Below are 20,334 nucleotides of genomic sequence, written 5' to 3' on the forward strand. Positions count from 1 at the left end.
GATGCAACCCCAAGTCAAGGAAGGAGGACGAAGTCCGTTTGCACTTCTGGGGAGTTGCAAGCCCCCACTTCAAGCGTTAGCTAAGTGGGGGTAGTTGACATTGGCTGCTTTGTCGATCACTTGGTGGAATCCTTCTCCCCGTTCACGTGCGGCCGAGGAGCCCGGAATCCCTTCCAATTCCACAATGTTTCCGCCGTTTTTCAAGTGGTCGACGATAAATTGCACCGCCATTTTTCCTCCTGCCACATTGTCAGAAGCGATATGGGTGACCACTTTCCCGCCGTCCGCGCTGCGGTCGACGGTAATGACCGGGATGTTGGCGCTGTTGGCGGATTCAATCGCAGACGTGACAGCGCTTGAGTCCGTCGGGTTGACCAGTAGCACATCGACTTTTTGCCTCATTGACTTCGTTCCTGTTCGGCCAAAAATGATTCCACCTCCTCTCGTCTCGGCATCCCAGCTTGCGCCCCGAGTTTCGTCACGGACAAGGCCGCCGCCGCATTGGCAAATCGGCACGCTTCATCAAGCGGCTTCCCTTCCGCCAGCGCCACGGCAAGCGCACCGTTAAACGTATCGCCCGCGCCTGTCGTATCCACGACGGGAACTTGGAAACTTGGAATGAGCCGTTCTTGTCCATCTTGCCAAATGCGCACCCCTTTTGCCCCTTCGGTGACAATCAGCTTATCGGCAAACGCTCCTTCGTCCATCTTGTCGAACAAAATCGTCCGTTCATGTTCATTGGGCGTCAAGAAACTCGCCTGCTCAAGCACCGACGGCGGCAGCGGCTGCGCCGGAGCGGGGTTGACGATGACGCGCACACCATGGCGATGGGCGAGCGAAACCGCCCGTTCCACAACGGGAAGCGGAATCTCGAGCTGCAATAAGCAAACATCGCTTTCGGCGATCACGGATTCACATGAATCGAGATCTTCCGGCGTAAGCGCATGATTCGCCCCAGGAACGACGATGATCCGATTGTCCCGCTCAGAAATCGTAATGGAAGCAATGCCTGTACTCCCATGTGTAACCGGTTTCACATAATCGACGGAAATGCCCTCATTTTGTAACGAACGGATGAGCTCTTGACCAAACGCATCATCCCCCACCGCGCCAATCATCCGTACATCGGCGCCGAGGCGGGCGGCGGCCACCGCCTGGTTCGCCCCTTTGCCGCCGGGAGTGGTGAGAAACTGTTCGCCTAAAATCGTCTCTCCTTGGTTTGGAAATCGCGCCGCCACAGTGACTAAGTCCATGTTGATGCTGCCGATCACCGTAATGGTTGGTTTGTTCAAGTCAATCCCCTCCTTGACGTCGACTGCCGCACCACAAGTTGAACCGGAAGTTGATAATGGAGCTTCTCAAGCGGCTTCCCCTCAATTTGTTTAATTAAAATTCTTGCCGCCATGGCCCCCATTTCGTAAATAGGCTGAGACACGGTCGATAGTTCGGGTGTTGTCATTTCCGTCAGCGGGATGCCGTCGTAGCCAATAATGGCAATATCATCCGGAACCCGCAGCCCGCATTGCTGAACCGCTTTCAAAGCACCGACCGCCATCGCGTCGTTGCCGGCAAAGATCCCGTCCATATCATGTTCAGCCAACGCGGCCATCACCGCTTCTTTCGCCTGCTTCAACTGGTAATTCCCTTGAATGACGAGCTGACGATCTCCCAACCCTAACGCCCTCATTTCATCTTGATAGCCACGGAAACGCTCCATGGCGTTCACCACGTGGTTGGGCCCTTGAATATGGGCAATCCGCCGGCAGCCCACTTCATACAAATGCCGCGTCGCTAAACGAGCTCCCTCGTAATTATCCGCGACCACCGACGAATAACGCTCATGCAACGGACGGTCGAGCACGACAATCGGAACATCCCATTCCTCGACTTCTTCCGGCGCGAACTGATTCGTGGTCAAAATGACGCCGTCCACATATTTTTGCTTTAACACTTCGATGTATTCTCGTTCTTTTTCTACTTTCTCATCGGAATTGCATAGAATGACCGTATAGTCATAAATATTCATCACATCTTCCACCGCGCGAACGAGTTCGGGAAAGAACGGATTGGTAATATCAGGGACAATGAGTCCGACTGTTTTCGATGTCTTTTTAAACAGAGCTCTCGCCACTTCATTCGGTTTATAATTGAGCTCTTTCATCGCCTGTCTAACCCGTCTTTCCGTTTCCTCATTAACATATCCATTTTGATTTAACACACGCGAAACGGTGGCGACGGAGACACCTGCACGCTTTGCCACATCACGAATCGTTGCCATGTTCGCTTCCTTCTTTTCTGTCTATGTGTAACCGGTTACACATAGTATATCCTATTTTTTGTGCGCCATCAAGCTTTTTTTAAATACTAGTGATTTAAGGGGAAATGTTGCTCCCCAGCAACGTTTCTCAAACTAAAAAACCTTACAAAAAACATAATTTTATCCCCTTCAACTTTTCGAATCCGTTGTGCTTCGCCGGTCTTTCACGGCGGTTCTCAAACAATGTGCGGCCTTTTTTGCAAGCTGACATAAACATGATCGCACAGCATTTTCAAAAAAAATCCCTTGCCTGCCGCAAGGGACTTCTCACTTTTCCCTCCACCGTTCGCTTGCTTCATCCGCCCGTTTCGCCACCGCCATCATGCTCATGATGACGAGCATCACAAACGAACCCACAAACATTCCTGCGATAAACGCGACCATGGCCCTCTCTCCCTTTTCTCGCAAACTCGTTATTGGCCATTCTTTCCGTTTACATCTAAATCTATACGATGGGAGAGCTTTGTTCTATTATACGCCGCGTTTGACCGCCCGATGCTTGGTCCTTGCCCAACAGCGGCAAGCCCATACAATCAAAAGCGCCAGGAGCGCCCCACATGAATCAATCACCACGTCTTTTGGCGTCGCCGTCCGCCCCGGTTCAAACGATTGGTGCCACTCGTCGGTTGCCGCATACACCGTCGCAAACAGCCAAGCGCCCGCATACGCAAACCGTTTTGGCGCAAGCGCCCGCCACACAAGCGCGGCCAAAATGCCAAACTCGGTCAAATGCGCCGCTTTGCGAATCAAAAAATTCAAAAATGACGACCCCTCTTCATCCCCGCCGCCAAACGGCAAGTACGATAAAATCACCTGCAGCACATGCGCCGTATTCGCCCCAGTGAACGAGGAAGACTCGCTGAAGCTGTAAATGACGAGGCACCAGAGAATGACGGGGAGCCAGCGGGAAAGGAAAGCTCTCATCGTTTCACCTGCCAACAACCTTTTTCCCAACAAAACATGGTACCTACACAACAAACGAAAGTAGACACCTTGTTCGCTGAACCCTTTATCATCATAACAGGGAGGGTGATCTTTTTCCATTTTCTTTTTTGAAAGCTGCTTTACCATTGTTTTAAAATCGTTCGCTCACAGGCTGGAAAGAAGCCTTCTTTTCCGTTCCCCTCTTTTCTTTCACCCATTCCCCTTTTAAGGGAGATTCTCTCCCTAGTTTATGTTTTCATGAACAAGGGTATGGGTATAGTAGTAAAAGGAAAATGTGTACATTTTTTTCGGTCAGCATTATTTTTTAGAAAGGAGAATCAATGAGGTGATCAATATGCCCTCCGCTTTGGAAACGAAAATGAGGGTGACACTGTCTTGCACGGAACAGGCCAACAAACCGGATAAGGATCTTTCATTTGCCGAATTACGGAAAAAAATAGCCAAACCTTCTCCCTTTGGCAAAAAATTAGTGGACATCTACAAACAAGGACGGTAGCCGATTATGTCGTTTGTGATGACATATGAAGATGCCATAGATGAACATTTTGGACAAGCGTCTATATACATCGATGCTTGCCAACATTCAAGATTTAGCCTTGGCTCAAATGCGGCTCCTTCAGCTCGAAGCCTATGATGCCTTGCACTACACCATTGCAACATATCATCATTATGACTACTTCGCTACGCTTGACGGCGATTTTGTCCACGCTCTTTACAGCTAGATTCTGCCTCAACCGCGATGATCGGAATCGTAAAAATCGCCTAACCATCTTCATCTTACACAAAAAAGAAGGCACAAGCACGCCCGCTTATGCCTCCTCTTTTCCACTTTCTTTCCTATCCCATGAAGGAAAATAAAGCTTTTTTTCCTACATCGCCCGTTTTCCTTCTTTCACCGTAACTGGGCCAAACGGAATCCAACTCACCACAACTGTCACGACAGTGTTGACAATCAAAGCGACAATGCCAACGTTCAAATCTTGCACGGCTTGCGGCAACGATGGAAACATGGTGCCGACGCTGCTGCCTGACAAGTTAATATACGCTACGGTGGCTACACCAGCTAAAATGCCGGCAAACGCCCCTTGCTTCGTGACAAAGTTTTGCTTCGTCAAACTGAGCACAAATGATGGGAACAGTTGGGTCACAAGGCTGTACCCCATCAGAAGCAACGCCACGATCGTATCCCCGCCCCGGAACGTAAAGTACAAGGAGACGAGGGCGATGATCGGGACGAGGTATTTCGCCAGTTTCGCGACTTGCTCATCTGTAGCAGACGGCACAATCACTTGGTACACGTTTTTCGCCAACAGGGTTGATGCTGTCATTAAAATCATCGACCCTGGCACCATGGCCGTGAGCAACCCAGCGGCGCCAATCAATCCGACCACCCAAGGATCAAACGTTTGGACTGACAATTTCAACAACGCCAAATCAGCATCCGACCCTTGCAACCCCGGCACTTGCAAAATCGCGGCAAAACCGACGAAAAAGACAAACAGCAACACGAGTTGGTAAATCGGCAAAACAATCGCATTTTTCCGAAAAACATTGGCGCTTTTCGCCGAATAAATCGACCCGAACGTGTGCGGCCACATATAGAATCCGAGTGCCGTCAGCAACACTGTCGAAATAAACCATGAGATGCTCATGCCTTTGTCCGGCAACGTTAAAAAGCCAGGTTTTGCCTGCTCAACCGCCTCAAACATCGATTGAATCCCACCATAATAATGGAACGGAAGATAGATCCCTAAAAAGACGGCCACCACCAAAATCATAATGTCTTTCACAACAGCTGTCCATGCCGAACCGTGAATGCCTGAAATCATCACGTAGACGGTTACTGCCAACACCCCGATCCAAATAGCGGCAGTCGGGGGAATCGTACCGTAGGAAGCTTGGGAAACGATGATGCCCAACCCTTTGAGTTGCAATACTAAATACGGAATGAGCGCCACCACCCCAACAAGCGCTACGAGCACTCCTAACATCGGGCTGTTGTACTTGCGGGCGAAAAAGTCCGATTGGGACATCAATCGATGTTCTTTCGCGTACTTCCATACTTTCGGAAGCATCCAATATGATAACACATAGGCCAGGCAGCCGTAGGCAATGATGTAAAACGTCGGCCCCCCTTTTCCATAGGCCCAACCGCTTCCGCCAAGGAACGTGAACGTTGTGTAAATTTCACCGGCCATCAGGAGGAAAACGAAAACTGTGCCAAATCCGCGCCCACCGACGGTCCATTGCTCCAAATTCATGTCTTTTCCTTTTCGCGCCTGCACCCCTAGATAAAGAGACAGCAACAAGAAAACAAAAATCATCACTAAGGCTGAGTTCATGTCTGCTCATCCTCCTTCACCGCAGGGTCAAAACGATACACGATGGCCATGATAACCGAAGTGGCGATCACCCAAGCGACCAGCCAAAAGAGAAGCAACGGCATGCCAAACACGTACGGAGTCACTTGATTCACAAAAGGAACGCCGCCGAGCATGCCGATAAATGGGACAATCATTAACCAACGGATGCTTTTCATCTTCTCTCCCTCCTTGGATATGTCAAGCGAAAACAGCTATTCCGCCCCCGCCAACAGTTTCAACGTCGCGGCGACAAACATTTGCACGCCAATCTCAAGCGCGTCTTCGTCGATCGTAAAGCGCGGATGGTGATGCGGGTACACGATCCCCTTTTCTTCGTTTCGGGCGCCGACGTAAAAGAAGCTGCCCGGCGCTTTTTGCAAAAAAGCGGAGAAATCTTCGCCGCCCATGTTCGGTTTCAAGCGGGCGACGGCTTCTTCGCCCAATAGTTCGCGCGCTGTTTCCTCAATGACGTGGGTCACTTCATCGTAGTTGATGACCGGGCGGTAGCCGTAGTCAAATTGAAACTCATACGAGGCGCCGTGCGCTTCGGTGATCCCTTTGACAATGCGCTCCATCCATTGCGGCACCGTCTGGCGCAGCTCGGCGTCGAACGTGCGCACTGTCCCTTGAATTTCGACTTCCCCTGGCAGGACATTATGGGCCGTACCCGCCACAAATTGTGTCACGGACAGAACAAGCGGCTCGAGCGGATCGACATAGCGCGAGACGATGTGCTGCAAGTTCGTCACGACTTGCGCCCCGATGGCGATCGCATCGATCGTTTGATGCGGCATCGCCCCGTGGCCGCCTTTGCCGATGATGCGGATGAAAAAGCGGTCGGGTGCGGCCATCATCGGTCCATACACAATGCCGATTTTTCCACGCTCAAGCGGCGACCAAAGGTGGGTGCCGATGACGACGTCCACCCCGTCCATGACGCCAGCTTGCACCATCTCTTCCGCCCCGCCGGGGAACAGTTCTTCCGCGTGTTGGAACAAAAAGCGAATCTCACCATGAATGTGATCACGAAGCTGGGCAAAAATTTTCGCCGTCCCCAACAGCATCGCCGTATGGCCGTCATGCCCGCACGCATGCATGACGCCTGGGGTTTTGGAGGCAAATTCAAACGTGTTTTCCTCTTGAATCGGCAGCGCGTCCATATCGGCGCGAATGGCGACGACCCGGCCTGGCTTTGGGCCGACAAGGCGCGCCATCACGCTCGTTTTCGTCGGACGGGTAATCTCGAGACCGCCGAACGATTGCAGCGTCTCGTACACAAACTGCGCCGTTTTCTCTTCCTGGAACGACAATTCGGGATGGGCGTGCAAGTGGCGGCGCCAGTCGATGACGTCCGCTTTCACTTCATCGACGAGCCGTTTGATTTCTTCCTTTGTCATCCATAATCTCCCCCTGTTCGTTTGTCTTTTTCGTTATTCCCCTTGGGCCAGTTGCCACACCGTATGATAAAGCACCTCTGCTCCAGCGGCGCAGTCTTCTTTCGTGCTCCATTCCGCCGGACTATGGCTCACCCCGTCTTGGGAGCGGACAAAAATCATCCCGATCGGGCAAATCGGAGCCAACTGTACGCCGTCATGGGCTGCGCCGCTCGGCAGCCAAAACGGCGGATAGCCAAGTTTTTGGCACGCCGCCTCTGCCGCGCGCTTCACCTCATCGGAACATAGCACCGGCGCCATTTCTTGCAGCCGCTCGGTCGTGAGGCAAACGTTCCGCTCCTTGGCGATCGTCTCTGCCCGCGCGGCTATGGCATTCCATACTTGATCGCGCACCTCAGCCTTCAAGTCGCGCAAATCGAGCACAAATTCGACCCGTTCCGGAATGACATTAATACCGCCCGGATATACATGCAACTGTCCTACAGTACCGACCGTTGTCCCTGTTCGTCTTGCTTCCTCTTCAATGATCGCGATAATTTGTGCGGCGGCGGCCATCGGGTCGCGCCGCAACGACATCGGCGTGGCGCCGGCATGTTCCGCTTTTCCTTCGATGGTAAATTTCACCCAAATCAGACCGGCGATGCCAGTGACGATGCCAACTGGAAGACCAGCCTCCTCCAGCACCCGTCCTTGTTCGATGTGCAGTTCGACATAGGCTTTCACCGTTCCTGGTTTTCGTGCTGCCTGCGGCAAGCGGTCCGGGTCAAGCCCCGCCTGTTTCATTGCTTCAGCGAGGGAAATCCCTTCCGCGTCGCGGCACTCGAGCGCTTCCGGAGGCAACGTCCCCGCCATCGCGCGGCTGCCGATCATGCCGAAACGAAAGCGCGCTCCTTCTTCGTCCGTAAACGCCACTACTTCAATTGGGTGGTGCGTCACAACCCCGTGCTCGTTCATCGTCTGAACAACTTCCACGCCAGCCAACACCCCGAGCGGTCCATCAAAGCAGCCGCCGTTGTAAACCGAATCGAGATGAGACCCAACAAGGACGACCGGAGCATCCGGATTCGCCCCTTCTTTCCGTCCGATCAAGTTGCCAGCCGCGTCTTCATATACGAAAAGCCCGGCTTCGCGCATGTAGGAAGCGACCAAGTCTTTCGCCCTCCGCTCTTCAGCAGTGAACGAGAGGCGCGTGACGCCGCCGCTTGGTTTCTTGCCGACCTCCCCTAGTTCCATGAGCCGTTGCCAAAGACGTTCCCCTTGAATCAAGCTATCCTCCCCTCACGCCAATTACGGATGATTTTCGGATATGTCCTTAATTATAATGGAAATAGAGCAAATTTTCAAATAATACAAATAACAAAAACATCTTCAAGACAACAAAAAACTTCTGCCTGGCGCTAAAGACAGAAGCTGATCGAGCGATTATAAGAAAATGCGGTATACTTTGCGCGGACGCCCGCGCGGATACGGGTTTGTCTCCCCGGCCACTTCGGCAAGGCCCACGGTCTCCAATTGGTTTAAAATCCGGCGGGCGCTGCGCGGCACAATCCGCATATAAGAAGCCAACTCATGCGCTTCGATCTCGTTGGTTCCGCGTTTTTGCAATATGGCTTTCAATTTGCAGAGCGTCGCGGCGCTTAATCCCGTCCGCTCCGCCAGCTGCCGCAGTTCTCCGCCGCCGAGCGAATAGCGGAGGTGCACACTTTTTCCTAACGGACCCGAGATCGTTCCATCATCAAACACCACCATCCACGCACCCCGTCCGCTTTGTTTCGCATGCAAAAACGCCTTCCCAGCCTGAATTTCGGCCTCATACGCCGTTCGGCCGATGCCGATTCCGCACGCGATGACTTCGTCGTAAAGGAGCTCCGTCTCCTCGGCCGAGGGGACCGTTTTATAGCCATCGGTGATCTCTTTTAATGCGCCCCTTGTCGTAAAAATGACATAGCGGCCCGGTCCGGCGCTTTTCAGCGACCCTTGGACTTTTTTTGCATACCGTAGCAATTTTTCCGTTGTCTTCATCTCCAGACGATATATGTCATCGGTCGAAAATGTCTCTGGGGAGGCCGCCTGCATCGCATCGACTTCAATCATTTGCACGGCGATTTGCGCATCTTGCGCCTGTAGCATCTGTCCGGTGCGAATGATTGTTTGGATGACCGCCTCCACCGCCGAGCGGGCAGGCAATACCCGATACACCGGCATCCCGAGTTTCTCCAGTTCGAGATGGGCTGTCCGCAAACAGGTGACCGCTGCTTCCGTTTTCCCTTGTTTCCAAAGGGTGTAATGATAGTCGGACAGTTCCTGGGCCGAAATGCCTCCCTCGTAATGCTTGACGTATGGAATCGATTCTTCGATGCCCGCCTCTTCCAGCAGCCGTTCGATTTCGCGACGCTCGTACGTGTCAAAACTAAGTCGGCTGACCGGAATCTGCTCCGTATAGTGCGCCTGCAGCAGTGTGCGGTACAAGCTGGCACCAATATGTGGAACATAAAACAGCGGCGCATCGACCTCACCGGACTGCTTGACGATCGAATACGGCACTTGTCCGGAAAACAACCACATATCAACCTCTGACGCGAGCGGGCGGATCAAATCGATCACTTCACTTTCATCCCAATACACAACGGGAACGCAAACAAGCTCTTTGTACTCTTGCGCCACCGCCTGAATCATGGACAGCGAATCGTCCGCACCAAATATGCCTAATCGAATACGAATGGAGCACACCTCCTCACTATCCCCGTCCTATCGGCAAACAACACCCTCGTCCGATTCACTTTCTTCCTCAAACTCCCCCAACGGCTCGTTGCAGATACAAAAATGCATCACCACGTTTTTAGAAAGCGCTTAAACGAACAATCCTCAGCATCGCAATGCCATCCAATTCCTTCAGCAGGCAGCGCCTCCCGCCATCGCTGGGGACGAACCATCGCCAGAGAACAGATGGGGCACAGCTGCTTTCTTTACCCCTCTTTTTCTGCTTGTGTAGCGACCGGTGCGTATAGCGAAACGCCTGTCGCTCCACCCACCACCGGCCGCCCAATCGACTCGTAGATTAAGCCGGCGGCTTCGGCCGCCTTCGGGTCGTAGCAATTCCGCCCATCCACCACAAGCGGTGTTTTCATCAGCGTCTTGTAACGGTGAAGGTCAAATTGCAGCACAGCCGGCCATTCGGTGAAAATGAAACAAACATCCGCGCCGCGAATGGCTTCCTCGATCGTCTCGCAACAAACAACCGCATCGCCAAAACGGCGGACGACATGTTCGAGAGCAGCTGGGTCCCAGACGCGCACGACTGCTCCTTCGGCAATGAGCCGCTCGATGTTCGCCAAGGCAGGAGACTCGCGCACATCATCGGTGCCCGGCTTGAATGCGGCGCCAAGCACGGCGACCGTCCGGTTGCGGAAATCCCCAATGTGCAGACGCGCTTTGTCAAGAAGTTTCCATTTTTGTTTCTCATTGACGTCGATCGCCGCCCATACCGTTTTGAGCGAATAGCCGTGGGAAGCCGCCAAGGAATAGAGGGCATTTGCATCTTTCGGCAGGCATGAGCCTCCATACCCGACGCCGGCGCGCAAAAAGCGGCGGCCGATGCGCGGATCCATGCCGATTCCTTCCGCCACCGCCTGAATATCAGCGCCTACCAACTCGCATACATTGGCGATCTCGTTGATGTACGAAATTTTCAACGCCAAAAACACATTGGCCGCATACTTGATCATCTCAGCGCTTCTCCGGTCCGTCACGACGTACGGGAGGGCAAACGGGGCGTACAGCTCCTTCATCACCCGCTCAGCCCGGTCCGAATCCACTCCCAATACAATGCGCGGCGCCTGCAGTGTATCGCGCACTGCCGTTCCTTGCGACAAAAACTCCGGGTTGGATACGACGTCGAATTTCACCTCCGGCCGTCCGTTTTCCGCCAAAAAACGGGCGGCTTCATCGCCAGTGCCGACGGGCACGGTCGACTTGATAACGACAAGGCAATCGCGTTCGGCCGCCCCGGCGATGCGTCGCAATGCGCCCCATACATCATCAAGCCGCACAGACCCGTCCGGCTGCGGCGGCGTGCCGACGGCGATCATGATCACTTCCGCCCGTTGATACGCTTCCACATCGTTGGTCGTAAAGCGAAGGCGAACGCCGTTTCGCTGAATAAGCGAGTCAAGCCCCGGCTCATAAATCGGGACGATCCCTTCATTTAATAGGCGAATTTTCTCTTCGTTCACATCGACGCATGTCACATCATGCCCTTTATCGGCCAGACAAGCCGCGGTCACAAGTCCAACATATCCCGTTCCCGCAATCGCTATCTTCACGATTCCTCACACCTTTTCATCCATTGCGGCGATCGTCGCTTGTCCTCATTATATCGAATCGCCTGCCGGTTTTCACGGGTTCCGCCCCGTTGCTCGAACAAAAAACTATTTTCCACACAAAAAAGAGAATGCCCCAAAAGCAACGAGGCATCCTCCCTTCTTCCATATATATACATCAGACGGATTTTATATTCATATTATTCCCCCGACCGGGCGTACATGACCTTTTGAGTCAGCCCTTTACGCCGCATGTTTCCGTTTCGTTGCGGACGGCCGATCGATCATCAAGCCAAGCGCAGCGCCAATCAGCGCAGGGACAACCCAGCCGAGCCCGACTGAAAACAGCGGCGCCCATGAGAGGAGCGGTTCTAACCATGCCGTCTCCAGCCCGATCGTTTTCAAACCGTCATACAGGCTGAACATGCCGGTAAAGAGCAACGCCATCCCGTACACTTTCGCCGAACCACGGTAAAAGCGGTGGAAAAACGACAGGGCGACGAGCACGATCGCCAATGGATACAGCATCGTCAACACTGGAACGGAAACAGCGATCAACGCATTTAAGCCGAGGTTTGACATCAAAAAGCTAAATAAGGTTAATACAATGACATACGTTCGGTACGAAACAGTCGGGGTGAGCTCTTGAAAGTATTGCGCACAAGCAGCGACTAGACCAACCGCCGTTGTTAAGCAGGCAAGCGCCACGATCACGCCCAACAGCAACTTCCCTCCGCTGCCAAACAGCAGCGATGACACGTATGACAATAGCTCGGCTCCGTTGGCAAATGAGCCGACACCAGCCATTCTAGCACCAATGATGGCAATACCGCCATAAACGAGCGCGAGTCCCAATCCAGCGATCAATCCGGCTTGCACCGTGGCTTTTGCCTGCAACGCCGGCCGGTCCACCCCGCGGTCACGGAGCGCATGAATGACGACGATGCCAAAGGCAAGGGCCGCGATCGTATCCATCGTTAAATACCCTTCCAGCATCCCTTTCACAAACGGCGCCGAGGCATACTTCTCAGCCGGCATCGCCTGTGGGTCGTCAAGCCGGATTAAACCGGTAAGGCAAAGCACAGCAATGGAAAGCAGCAACATCGGCGTCAACAGCTGGCCGATTCGATCCACAAGCTTCGATGGGGTTAAGCTGAGCCAGTACACAAGGGCGAAAAAGAGACCCGTAAACAGCCACATCACCAAAGATCCGCTCTCAGGGAAAAACGGCTTCGCTCCAATTTCATAGGCGACGCTAGCCGCGCGCGGAATGCCGAAAAACGGGCCGATCGCCAAATACACAGCGAGTGAAAAGCAAAGGCTGAACAGCGGATGAACAACGTTGCCGAGCGAACGGATGCCGTCTTTGGCGAACGCCACCGCCGCGACCGACAACAGCGGCAGCCCAACACCGGTGACGATAAATCCAAGAACCGCCGGCCATACGGCCGTTCCCGCTTCCATCCCTAAATACGGAGGAAAAATCAAGTTGCCCGCGCCGAAAAAGAGGGAAAAGAGCATCAATCCAGTAAACAGCACATCTCTCGTTTTCATTGTATCCCCCATTTCTATTATTTTGAAAATGAATTGAATATTCTGATATATAATAAAACAATAGTGTTAATTAGGATAACAGTCGATTATTATTATCCTAATCCTTTATAAATATTATACTTTTTTAACTATTGTGTCAACCAACTTCCACCCTTTCGCCCGTGCAGCCCTCAGGCAAACGCCTTGAAAAGCTAATGGCCCTCTATGGTCAGCCAGCGGTGATCCAAACAAGGCGAGGCGACAAAAAGCGCCCCGAAAATCCGGGGCGCTTTTTGTCATGCCGCAGTAGATCCGTTATCCACTTTTTAGAAAAGGGGCGTACTATTGAAAATAATGGCGCATGGCGTTCACGATGGCCGTCGTCACCGCTTCTTGATAACCGTTTGTCGCCACAACCGCAGCGTCCGACCGATTGCTTAAATAGCCGAGCTCAAGCAACACGGACGGCTTCTCGTTTTCTCGCAACACGTAATAGTCGCCAAAGGCGATGCCGCGAAACGGCAATGCGGAAAGTTGCCTGAACAGCCCTTGGAACGATTGCGCCAATTCGTAATCCGCAAACCGATCGTAATAGTAAATGGTGATGCCGGACGCATCTGGATCAGCGGCGCTGTCGTAATGCAAGCTAATAAACGCGTCCGCCTGATACAGGCGGGCGGCGGCAACACGCGCCGACAGCGGCACATACTCATCGCTGGAGCGCGTCAGCACGACGCGAGCGCCGTAAGATTGCAGCTTGTTTTTTAGAAGCCTCGCCGTTCCCAACGTCAACTCCTTTTCCTTAACGCCAGCGACACTTTTCGCACCGCTGTCTTTACCTCCGTGGCCAGCGTCAAGGACGATCGTTTTTCCGGCCAGCGCCTGAACAGGACCGCTCGTCCAGCTGTCTGCATAAAGGCGCGAGTCGCTAGGCGCGATGATGGAAGGCAGCGAGCGGCCAGCCGACTGGGGCACTTCCGCTTCCTTTTCATTAGCTTGTCCACCCTTTACCTGCACATATGCGGATGACACCCACCCATCAAGCCCTGTTTGGGAGGCAATTTTGTACCATCCCGGTTTCTTTTCCACAATCTCGACCTCTTCGCCCCGGACAAGGCGGCCGACGCGCGCTGCCTTCAATGACGGCTCAGCCCGCACGTTGAGCGAACTGGCGTTGACGATTCCGGTTTGATGCGAAATCGATGACTCCCGAGCCGCAGTGAGGTATGCTGAAGACACCCAGCCGATCGCACCGTCTGCGATCACTTCCGTCCATTCCCCATCTTCCTTGATGATCCATACCGTTTCTCCCCGCGCCAAATGCCCGATAATTCGCCCATCTCTGCTCGGCTCTTGTCGAAGGCGGAGTCGGTTTTCTTGCACGATGGCCGTCTCTTTTGCCAACGCGACGTACCGCGCGGCGATCCACCCGGTTCGATTCGGTTTCCACTCGATGTTCACCCATCCATCCTTGACCTCGATCAGCCGATACGCCTCGCCGCGGTGAACGTTCGCCAATGGACGGTATGGCACCCCCGGCCCTTGGCGGACGTTCACCTGATCCGCCGTCACCACAGCCAGACGCTTCGTTTCCTCCATTTCCTTTTCCCCTTTCGCCCCCACCGGCCAAGCAGCCGCAGCCAGCCATAGCAAACAAAACAACAGGGCGAGCCATATTCCTCGCCTCATGCGCATTCCCTCCCCCGTTGTCTCCAATTTGTCTACTATATCGTTCGCGCACAACGGGGAATTTCCTGTCTGTCACTTGGGAAAACCGCTCGACAAAACTAGCGGGGCGGCATCCATCAACCGACAATAGCTCTCCTTTTTCTGCATGATGCCTCTTCACACGACAGCAGCCACAACGCGCAACCCAGTCGAACCATCCAGCTACGGCCGACATACCACCATCGCTTCTCTAACCGATGTCCGAATGGATAAGCCGTCCCCATGAAGAAACACGCAGAAGCGCCAAAAGCGCTCCGTGCTCCAACGGGAGACGGTGTCCTTTGTCGCGCTGGAACCATTCAATGACGCGCATTCCATTGGGAAAACGGTGAATGAACAAGCACCAAAGTGTTTCAAAAAATCCAAAATATTATAAATACTTCATACCCTCTATTTTTTGGTAAAACGTCCGTCTCGCCACTGCTTGTTCGTTGTAAGACAGCGATTCATCCAAAAATCGCTGCACCATTTGCGACAGCTCATATTTTTGGCCAAAAAAGTGGCGCTGGCGCACCCGTTTGATTTCATGATTCTGCTGTTTGTTCATGCAGCACTTCTTATACTTTTTCCTACTTCCACACGGGCATGGGTCATTCCAGCCGATCGACATGCGTCATCCTCCTCTCCCATCTTTCTTTTTTCAATATTTCCATCAATAATGTTTAAATTCTACTATGGACAGGATAAACTACTATTATACAAAACGTTTATCCGAAAGGAGACGAGGGCTATGAACCCCGACAATCTTGCTAAACTGATCGACGAATTGTCTGCCATGTTCCATCCGACAGAGCGGGACCGTCCACACGGCAGATGGGTTGAGGCGCCAAAGAGCGCACCCCCCTCCAAACGGCGGCGGTCCAAAACAGCCTACCAGCTGAAAATCACATTAAACGGCATCCGCCCGCCGATTTGGCGGCGCGTCCTTGTTCCCGGACATGCGACATTTCACGAGCTTCATCTCATCATCCAAGAAGCGATGGGATGGGAACAAGCCCATTTATACGAATTCGATTTCGGAAGCGTTCTCATCGGCATCCCTGACGGCTGGGATTCGTTTCAGCTGGAAAAAGAACTGATGGACGCCCGCCGCATCCCATTACAGCAATGGCTGACGGAAGAAAAACAAAAGTTTCTATATATTTACGATTTTGGCGACTACTGGCGCCATACCGTCACTGTTGAAAAGATTGAAACACTCCCAAAACCGTTGGAACGCGCCGCTTGCCTGAAAGGAAAACGGGCGTGCCCTCCCGAGGATTGCGGCGGCGTCTATGGCTACCTGGAGCTGCTGGAAGCGGCGGCGCAAAAAGACTCTCTTGCCGATCCCGAATTGCGCGAGCTGGTAGACTGGATGTACGACATGAAAGGCGAAGATTTTGACCCTGATGCCTTTGACGTCGAGGAAGCGAACGAGCGGCTGGCCTATATCCGATTGTAACGCATGCGAAAGAAGGTATCCGTCATCTCTCAAGGGCACCTTCTTTCGCACCCATCTGTCCTTTGTTGCCTGCTTTGTCCATCGCCTTACAAAAATCCCCGTTCGGCAAACGTCTCCCAGACGAGCTCCTCGAGCTCCTTGCGCAACTCAGCTGCATCGACTCCTTCAAGCAACCCGTCCTTTTTCCATGTTCGGATCGCTTTGTCGATCAAGCGATGGACTTGATCAACGTCCCAGCCCTCGCAATCAAACAACTCCTCAACTTGGTCAAGCCATTCCTCAATCGCACGGTCCAGCTCATCGCCATCCTCCATCCCACCGTCGTCGAACCAGATCTCATCACCGTCATCCCCATCGTCAAAGAGCCACTCATCATCATTCTCGCCCTCATCATCTCCATCATCGAGCAACTCTGTGCGAAATAAAAACAATTCCATCACAGCGGCTTCCACTTCCTCTACAGGAACGCCGTAGTGTTCCGCAACCTTTTCCATATTGACAAATTCTCTTCCAGCCATTTCACTCGCCAAATAACGGAGTGCAGCCGCATACACAGCAGGATTCTTGATGACCGGTTCATCCATTTCGCAATATGCGCGCCAAAGGAACGCAGCCTCGCTGAGCACTAGGGAGGAGGTTGTTTCTTCCTTTTTCTTTAATTCGCGAAAAACATCATCTTGATCTCGATCCCCCCAGTCCTTTTCGCTCAGCAGCTGCCACAACAGCTCATGGACCGCTATTTCAAGCAATTCCGGAAACGACTCGCGCAAAAACACTTCACACGTTTTCATATCCGGATTCCATTCCGCTTGAAGCGCCCGCGCAAGCCGATCCTTCCCGCTCTTTGGAATCGGCAGCACCTTCATGAAGTACGCCCACTCGTCCCCATGCGGAACGAGGCATCCTACTAACACGTCCCCCTCCCTAGCAGACGGAAGCTCCTCCGGCGTCAAAAAACGGACGTACTTTTCTTTTCTGGTCAACAGATCGCGTACAAGGAAACGCCGCTCATCCTCGATATGAATGATCTCGTCAAACGACGGAACCGCCTCGTCCCATCGCTTCAAATGAGTTTGCACTGCTGGACGCCACCGCGTGCGGCGCCGGCTTCTCATATAGGCTGAAAAAATTGTCATCCCTTTGTCATCAACGTGTCTGTGAAAAATCGCCCAGTTCGTCAGCAATAAATTGGCGCTGGTCTCCAGCTCGTTAGGAAGCCCTTGAAATGGAGAACCAGACATCATGAAAGCAAGCTCTTCCTCATATCGCTCTAACGCAAACGAAAACACATCTTGCATACATTTGGCCACTTCACGGTCAATTAGAGATTCTATCGATACTGCTTCTTTCTTCCCACAACAATGCTTGTACGTTTTCCCACTGCCGCATGGACAAAGATTGTTTCGCGATGCCTTCACCATATAGCTACCTACTTTCTTTGTATCATAGTCATTGAACGTTCTCCCCCTCTACGCTAACGCTCGGGCCAGCTAAACACTTTGGGGAGACATTCACGATCAACGTGTGATGGAACTGCTTTCAGCAACACATATCGCAAGCACTTTGGGACTTCCGCCGCTCATGTCGAGAACATCGATTCGCATTCCATTTTTTATGCCTAACCAAAATCCTGGTTCTTCACCAAAAGGTGCCCTTGGCTTTTTCAAAACATGCCATATTTCCTTCTCCAAGGAGAAATCAGCCAATCCATGATTTTCATGCCGGTTGACACTCCGCACTCCTAAAGGTGTAGGATTCTTGGATCATTCGCGTCCTCATCCGTTTCTCGGTAAAACGAGAAAAACCCTGCTTCTCAATCAAGCACACGTTATGGTGATGGCCCAAAATCCTAAGAATATGGAATGACTCTTACCATTGGGCTTGCCTGCATAATGGAGAATCATAGAGGCCGAGCCGAGAGAAACAAGCGCCCCGTTATTCATCGGGACGCCTACGGCCGGCGAAGCAAACGGGACAACGAGGCAAGCAGGCGCTCTTGAAACGCAGCCCGTTCTTTCTCCACCTTGTCTGGCCACTCTTGCAACGCCTGAAGCCACGGCTCTACGTACGGAGAGAAAGACGGCGGATACACGCGGGCAAGATCGTCCAGCTTGCCGTTGCGATCGGTCGCGGCGACGATATACATGCCCGGCAACAGATGCGGCTCTGCCCGCTTCGGAATGTCCCATGTCACCGTTCGGTTATGGGCAAGCCAATCCAGCACCGCCTTCCCCTGTTCCACACGCTTGACGCGGAAAAACGAGAAACCGACGGAAAGGGGAATAGGCAAACCAAACAAACGAGCAAGCTGCCAAGCCATCAGTTCCTCATCCGCCTTTCCGTTCTCGCCCCTCCATTCATCCAGCAAAGCAAAGCAATGTTCCAATTCGCTTCTGACCTCTTCCAGCACGGCACCAATAACAGTTCGATGATTCGTTCCATAACGGCGGTCCAGCCAATCGGCCCACTCAAGCAACATATCGAGCGCTCGGCTCACCACTTCCCATGAAAACGAACTCCATCTTGACGGGATTTGATCGACGATGCATTGTTTCCAGTCTTCTTCTCCTACGTCCTCCCACGATGAAAACGTCCGCTCGGTCATATATTCACACACGAGCAAAACCACGGCCCAACACGCCTCTTTGGCTTCTTTTTCTTCGCTCACGATGACTTCGTTATAAAACGCCAATGCGTCATCGGTAAAATACATCCCTTCCCATTCCGCGCGGATCAACAATGTCTCGGTTCTTTCCGGCCCCATCCATTTCATTTTCCATAAGTCCGAAAGACGATGTGATGAGCTAAACGGAGATGGGGGCAATCCATAACGGGAGCGAATGGAATTCACTCCGATGAGCACCGGCAAATTGGCTCGTTCTTGCATGTTAAACAAATGGAATTCATACTCTTTCAGCCACTCATCCACTTCCTGCACACGCCCCTCGCGTGCCATTTCGTGAGGGGTTTTTCCATTCCATTTCTCAAGCGGGATGTGAAGGGCTTTTTCCATTTGAACATCCAATCCGGCCATCGTTGCCACCCAAGGGGGAGAGTCTGGGTCTGAATCAATATGAAGCGAAACGTTTTCGATCCCTTTTCGGCGCAAAACGGCTTCTGTCCCCCGTTTTCGTTCTTTTGGGGAATACCCAAACGCCTGCAGCAGCGACACGAGCTGTTCGGCCGTCCCTTCCTCCTCGGTAGACAACACGAGACGCGACCGATGAGCGGATAATGACCCGCCTAATTCAAACACATGAATCGGCTTGGGGGAAATCACTCCGACATAATGGTACACATTGGTGCACCATGAACCTTCCACTTTCTCCCCATCGTCATGATCAATGTGAGCGCGTCCGATCGAAGCAAGCTTCCTCATCGCCTCAGCGGCTTCCTGGCATTCGTATTCATACGTCCATCGCGTGCGCTCCTCTTGCACATCGTCCGCCCTCGGAGGATAGCCTGCATCAACGATATCGAGAAAATGTTCAACGGCTACCTTTTCATACGGCCAATCGGTTTGCGTCAACAAGACGCGAATGTTCTCTTCCGCCCGTTCCACGCCCTTCGGATCCACAATCGATGATACACCGCAAACGTAATAGCCGCCGTCAAAGGGCTCCAAAAAGGCAAACATGCCGCCCCAAGGGCGCACAACCTCCAATGTCTCGCAATACGGCATGAGAAGTTTCTCGCCCGTCAACCGGTCGACCGCCACTCCTCCTTCATCATGCAAATCGACAAATTGCACAAGGCGCGGCACAAGTCGAACCCAGCGGTCCAACATTTCCTTGAGCTCCGGAGACAGACGACGCCCTTTTTCCTGTTGAAACCATTCAACGCCGCGCAATCCATTCGGATAACGATGGAGGAAAAAACGCCAAAGCGTCTCAAACACCTTCAACTCTTCACGATGATCCTTTTGTTCGATCATTCGGCGAAATGTACGGTTGACCGCTTCGCGTTCATCATAAGACAGCGATTCATCCAAAAACCGCTGCACCATTTGCGACAGCTCATATTTTTGGTCAAAAAAGCGGCGCTGCCGCACCCGCTTGATTTCACGCTCCTGCTGTTTGTTCATGCAGCACTTCTTATACTTTTTCCCGCTTCCGCACGGGCACGGGTCATTTCGGCCGATTGCCATGCAAAATCCTCCCTTCTAATCATTCCTTTCCAAAACGGCGACCAAGATAATGAACCTCCCCCACTTATCGAAGTGGGGGTTTCCTGTTTCCCCTTCGGAGGTGGATGCATGATAGGCTGGTTGGCAGCCTATCTGCAGGCAACACCT

17 protein-coding genes and 2 pseudogenes are annotated in these 20,334 nt (G+C 52.7%); 2 read left to right on the forward strand and 17 right to left on the reverse strand.

Annotation, left to right across the window (positions count from 1 at the left end; genetic code table 11):
* Positions 1–96: 96 nt before the first annotated feature.
* The 5 genes and pseudogenes from CV944_RS14005 to CV944_RS14020 all read right to left on the reverse strand — a co-directional run.
* Positions 97–402 (reverse strand): annotated as a pseudogene (locus tag CV944_RS14005) (substrate-binding domain-containing protein); the annotation flags it as partial.
* Positions 399–1,292: a ribokinase gene (rbsK, locus tag CV944_RS14010; protein ID WP_100664378.1), complete on the reverse strand. Its 894-nt coding sequence runs from the start codon at positions 1,290–1,292 to the stop codon at positions 399–401. The pseudogene CV944_RS14005 and the gene rbsK, both read right to left, overlap by 4 nt.
* On the reverse strand, positions 1,289–2,278 hold the full coding sequence (locus CV944_RS14015; protein WP_100664379.1) for a LacI family DNA-binding transcriptional regulator: 990 nt from the start codon (positions 2,276–2,278) through the stop codon (positions 1,289–1,291). The genes rbsK and CV944_RS14015 overlap by 4 nt, the downstream gene beginning before the upstream one ends.
* Before the next feature lie 306 nt (positions 2,279–2,584).
* Entirely contained in the window at positions 2,585–2,701 is a 117-nt protein-coding gene (locus CV944_RS17700; RefSeq protein ID WP_011232702.1) for a DUF3789 domain-containing protein, read from the reverse strand.
* 87 nt (positions 2,702–2,788) lie between these two features.
* Complete coding sequence (locus tag CV944_RS14020; RefSeq protein ID WP_100664389.1) at positions 2,789–3,241, reverse strand: VanZ family protein; 453 nt, start codon at positions 3,239–3,241, stop codon at positions 2,789–2,791.
* 557 nt (positions 3,242–3,798) lie between these two features.
* On the opposite strand from CV944_RS14020, the gene CV944_RS14025 reads away from it, so the two are divergent.
* Positions 3,799–3,984 (forward strand): hypothetical protein, encoded by a 186-nt coding sequence (locus CV944_RS14025; RefSeq protein WP_100664380.1) that lies wholly within the window; start codon positions 3,799–3,801, stop codon positions 3,982–3,984.
* Between the two features lie 147 nt (positions 3,985–4,131).
* On the opposite strand, the gene CV944_RS14030 is transcribed toward CV944_RS14025, so the two are convergent.
* From CV944_RS14030 to CV944_RS17995, 10 genes and pseudogenes are all read right to left on the reverse strand, one after another.
* Positions 4,132–5,604, reverse strand: coding sequence for a sodium:solute symporter family protein (locus CV944_RS14030; protein WP_100664381.1), 1,473 nt, complete (start codon positions 5,602–5,604; stop codon positions 4,132–4,134).
* Positions 5,601–5,801, reverse strand: a complete 201-nt coding sequence (locus tag CV944_RS14035; protein ID WP_011232711.1) for a DUF3311 domain-containing protein — start codon at positions 5,799–5,801, stop codon at positions 5,601–5,603. The genes CV944_RS14030 and CV944_RS14035 overlap by 4 nt, the downstream gene beginning before the upstream one ends.
* Positions 5,802–5,837: 36 nt before the next feature.
* Entirely contained in the window at positions 5,838–7,022 is a 1,185-nt protein-coding gene (locus tag CV944_RS14040; protein ID WP_100664382.1) for a M20 family metallopeptidase, read from the reverse strand.
* 33 nt (positions 7,023–7,055) lie between these two features.
* Positions 7,056–8,285: a hydantoinase/carbamoylase family amidase gene (locus CV944_RS14045; protein WP_100664383.1), complete on the reverse strand. Its 1,230-nt coding sequence runs from the start codon at positions 8,283–8,285 to the stop codon at positions 7,056–7,058.
* A 156-nt stretch (positions 8,286–8,441) separates the two neighbouring features.
* Positions 8,442–9,749, reverse strand: a complete 1,308-nt coding sequence (locus CV944_RS14050; protein WP_100664384.1) for a helix-turn-helix domain-containing protein — start codon at positions 9,747–9,749, stop codon at positions 8,442–8,444.
* 236 nt (positions 9,750–9,985) lie between these two features.
* Positions 9,986–11,341 (reverse strand): UDP-glucose dehydrogenase family protein, encoded by a 1,356-nt coding sequence (locus tag CV944_RS14055; RefSeq protein ID WP_100664385.1) that lies wholly within the window; start codon positions 11,339–11,341, stop codon positions 9,986–9,988.
* 240 nt (positions 11,342–11,581) lie between these two features.
* Positions 11,582–12,892: a branched-chain amino acid transport system II carrier protein gene (gene brnQ, locus CV944_RS14060; RefSeq protein ID WP_100664386.1), complete on the reverse strand. Its 1,311-nt coding sequence runs from the start codon at positions 12,890–12,892 to the stop codon at positions 11,582–11,584.
* Positions 12,893–13,213: 321 nt separating this feature from the next.
* A complete protein-coding gene (locus CV944_RS14065) occupies positions 13,214–14,560 on the reverse strand; it encodes an N-acetylmuramoyl-L-alanine amidase family protein (protein ID WP_100664387.1) in 1,347 nt (448 codons plus the stop codon).
* A gap of 409 nt (positions 14,561–14,969) precedes the next feature.
* Positions 14,970–15,146 carry a zinc chelation protein SecC gene (locus CV944_RS14070; RefSeq protein ID WP_233205014.1) on the reverse strand — a complete coding sequence of 59 codons (177 nt, stop codon included), beginning with the start codon at positions 15,144–15,146 and terminating at the stop codon, positions 14,970–14,972.
* Positions 15,147–15,164: 18 nt separating this feature from the next.
* Positions 15,165–15,209: pseudogene (locus tag CV944_RS17995) on the reverse strand (SEC-C metal-binding domain-containing protein); the annotation flags it as partial.
* 120 nt (positions 15,210–15,329) lie between these two features.
* Here CV944_RS17995 and CV944_RS14075 point away from each other — a divergent pair.
* Positions 15,330–16,040: a plasmid pRiA4b ORF-3 family protein gene (locus tag CV944_RS14075; protein ID WP_011232727.1), complete on the forward strand. Its 711-nt coding sequence runs from the start codon at positions 15,330–15,332 to the stop codon at positions 16,038–16,040.
* Positions 16,041–16,126: 86 nt separating this feature from the next.
* Here CV944_RS14075 and CV944_RS14080 read toward each other — a convergent pair whose 3' ends face one another.
* Both CV944_RS14080 and CV944_RS14090 read right to left on the reverse strand, forming a co-directional pair.
* Entirely contained in the window at positions 16,127–17,461 is a 1,335-nt protein-coding gene (locus CV944_RS14080) for an SEC-C domain-containing protein (RefSeq protein ID WP_015865238.1), read from the reverse strand.
* A 530-nt stretch (positions 17,462–17,991) separates the two neighbouring features.
* A complete protein-coding gene (locus CV944_RS14090) occupies positions 17,992–20,187 on the reverse strand; it encodes a YecA family protein (RefSeq protein WP_100664388.1) in 2,196 nt (731 codons plus the stop codon).
* Positions 20,188–20,334 lie beyond the last annotated feature (147 nt).

Source organism: Geobacillus sp. WSUCF-018B, from assembly GCF_002809985.1.
In the GTDB taxonomy this organism is placed as follows: Bacteria; Bacillota; Bacilli; order Bacillales; family Anoxybacillaceae; genus Geobacillus; species Geobacillus thermophilus.

Bases quoted from the DNA above. Each gene is read 5' to 3' on its own strand.
- CV944_RS14015 (WP_100664379.1), bottom strand. From the start codon at position 2,278: ATGGCAACGATTCGTGATGTGGCAAAGCGTGCAGGTGTCTCCGTCGCC.
- CV944_RS17700 (WP_011232702.1), bottom strand. From the start codon at position 2,701: ATGGTCGCGTTTATCGCAGGAATGTTTGTGGGTTCGTTTGTGATGCTC.
- CV944_RS14020 (WP_100664389.1), bottom strand. From the start codon at position 3,241: ATGAGAGCTTTCCTTTCCCGCTGGCTCCCCGTCATTCTCTGGTGCCTC.
- CV944_RS14025 (WP_100664380.1), top strand. From the start codon at position 3,799: ATGAACATTTTGGACAAGCGTCTATATACATCGATGCTTGCCAACATT.
- CV944_RS14030 (WP_100664381.1), bottom strand. From the start codon at position 5,604: ATGAACTCAGCCTTAGTGATGATTTTTGTTTTCTTGTTGCTGTCTCTT.
- CV944_RS14035 (WP_011232711.1), bottom strand. From the start codon at position 5,801: ATGAAAAGCATCCGTTGGTTAATGATTGTCCCATTTATCGGCATGCTC.
- CV944_RS14040 (WP_100664382.1), bottom strand. From the start codon at position 7,022: ATGACAAAGGAAGAAATCAAACGGCTCGTCGATGAAGTGAAAGCGGAC.
- brnQ (WP_100664386.1), bottom strand. From the start codon at position 12,892: ATGAAAACGAGAGATGTGCTGTTTACTGGATTGATGCTCTTTTCCCTC.
- CV944_RS14065 (WP_100664387.1), bottom strand. From the start codon at position 14,560: ATGAGGCGAGGAATATGGCTCGCCCTGTTGTTTTGTTTGCTATGGCTG.
- CV944_RS14070 (WP_233205014.1), bottom strand. From the start codon at position 15,146: ATGAACAAACAGCAGAATCATGAAATCAAACGGGTGCGCCAGCGCCAC.
- CV944_RS14075 (WP_011232727.1), top strand. From the start codon at position 15,330: ATGAACCCCGACAATCTTGCTAAACTGATCGACGAATTGTCTGCCATG.
- CV944_RS14080 (WP_015865238.1), bottom strand. From the start codon at position 17,461: ATGGTGAAGGCATCGCGAAACAATCTTTGTCCATGCGGCAGTGGGAAA.
- CV944_RS14090 (WP_100664388.1), bottom strand. From the start codon at position 20,187: ATGGCAATCGGCCGAAATGACCCGTGCCCGTGCGGAAGCGGGAAAAAG.